This window comes from Paraliomyxa miuraensis (assembly GCF_026337845.1).
Taxonomy (GTDB): domain Bacteria; phylum Myxococcota_A; class Polyangia; order Nannocystales; family Nannocystaceae; genus Paraliomyxa; species Paraliomyxa miuraensis.
Window position 1 is genome coordinate 1 of sequence record NZ_JAOVZF010000092.1, and the last position, 1,455, is coordinate 1,455.

Annotated in this window: 1 protein-coding gene; it reads left to right on the plus strand. The window is 65.0% G+C overall.

Going from position 1 to position 1,455, the window contains the following annotated elements; all coding sequences use genetic code 11:
- Positions 1-234 precede the first annotated feature (234 nt).
- Positions 235-1,455, plus strand: a 1,221-nt coding sequence (locus OEB96_RS00415) for an IS110 family RNA-guided transposase (protein WP_266213388.1), incomplete at its 3' end; no start/stop codon positions are given.

The following is a 1,455-nucleotide window of genomic DNA, read 5'->3' on the forward strand; positions in this document are numbered from 1 at the left end:
GTTCTAGTCGCCCACTCGCTGACGCGTACCCCCAAGGATGAAACCTGGGGGTACGCTTGGGGCAGCCAGCGCAGAGGTCGGCCTTCGAATGGTGCGCTCGAGCCCGTGTTCTAGTCTGACCCGAAGCCCCGTGCGCACCCCAGATTGCTGCCCTCCGCCGTCCGGTGGAGTGAGCGCGGTTGCTAGATTGTCCAACTCCAGGGCTTCACTGCTGGCGCTTCCAAGGAGGAGACCATGCAGGTCCTGTACGACAAGTGCGCGGGGTTAGACGTCCACAAGGACACGGTGGTGGCGTGTGTTCGCACCGCCAAGGGACGTGGGGCATCGCGCGAGATCAAGACGTTCGGAACAACGACCAAGCAGCTGATCGAGCTGTTCGACTGGCTCGCAGCCAACGAGGTCAGCCACGTCGCGATGGAGGCGACGGGGGTGTTCTGGAAGCCGGTGTGGCGGGTGCTCGAGGGCGGCTTCGAGCTGACGCTGGCCAACGCCAAGCAGGTCCAGAACGTCCCGGGGCGCAAGAGCGACGTCAGCGACTCGCAGTGGCTGTCCGAGTTGCTCGCCCACGGCCTCATCGAGTCGAGCTTCGTGCCGCCCGAGCAGGTCCAAGACCTTCGGGACCTGACGCGAACGCGCAGGCAGCTGATCCGCGAGACGACGCAGCACAAGCTCCGCATCCAGAAGGTGCTCGAGCGCTGCAACATCAAGATGGGCAGCGTGGTCACCAACGTAGTCGGGAGCACGGGGCGGGCGATCCTGGACGCGTTGATCGCGGGTGAGCGTGACCCGATCAAGCTGGCAGATCTCGCGCAGGGCTCGATCAAGAAGCGCAAGTGGCTGGCCCTGGCCGAGGCCGTGCGAGGTCACGTCCGGTCCCACGACGTCTTCATGCTCGACGTGCACCTCAAGACGCTCGATGCCCTCGACGAGCAGATCGAGCGCATCGGCCAGCGGATCGTCGAGGTGATGCCCGAGCCTTTTCGCCAAGCCACGCGGAGACTGTCGACGATCCCGGGCGTCAGTGACCGCGTGGCGGAGACGATCTTGGCCGAGGTGGGCATCGACATGAAGGTGTTCCTGACCCACGAGCATCTGGTGTCGTGGGTCGGCCTTTGCCCTCGCATGGACCAGAGCGCGGGCAAGAAGCGCAGCAGACGCATCAGGAAGGGATCGCCCTGGCTCAAGCCCGTGCTCGTCCAGGCGGCTTGGGCTGCGATCGGCAAGAAGGACTCATACCTCCGGTCCTTCTTCTACAAGCTCAAGTCTCGTCACGGCCCCAAGAAGGCCATCGTCGCCGTGGCCCGCAAGCTCGTCATCGCCGCCTACTACATCCTCCGCGACGGGGTCGAGTACCACGACCTCGGCTCGGGTCACCTCGACAACCTCGACAAGACACGGATCTCACGCCGGCTCGTCCAGCGCCTCAAGGGCCTGGGTTACGAGGTCGAGCTCCGC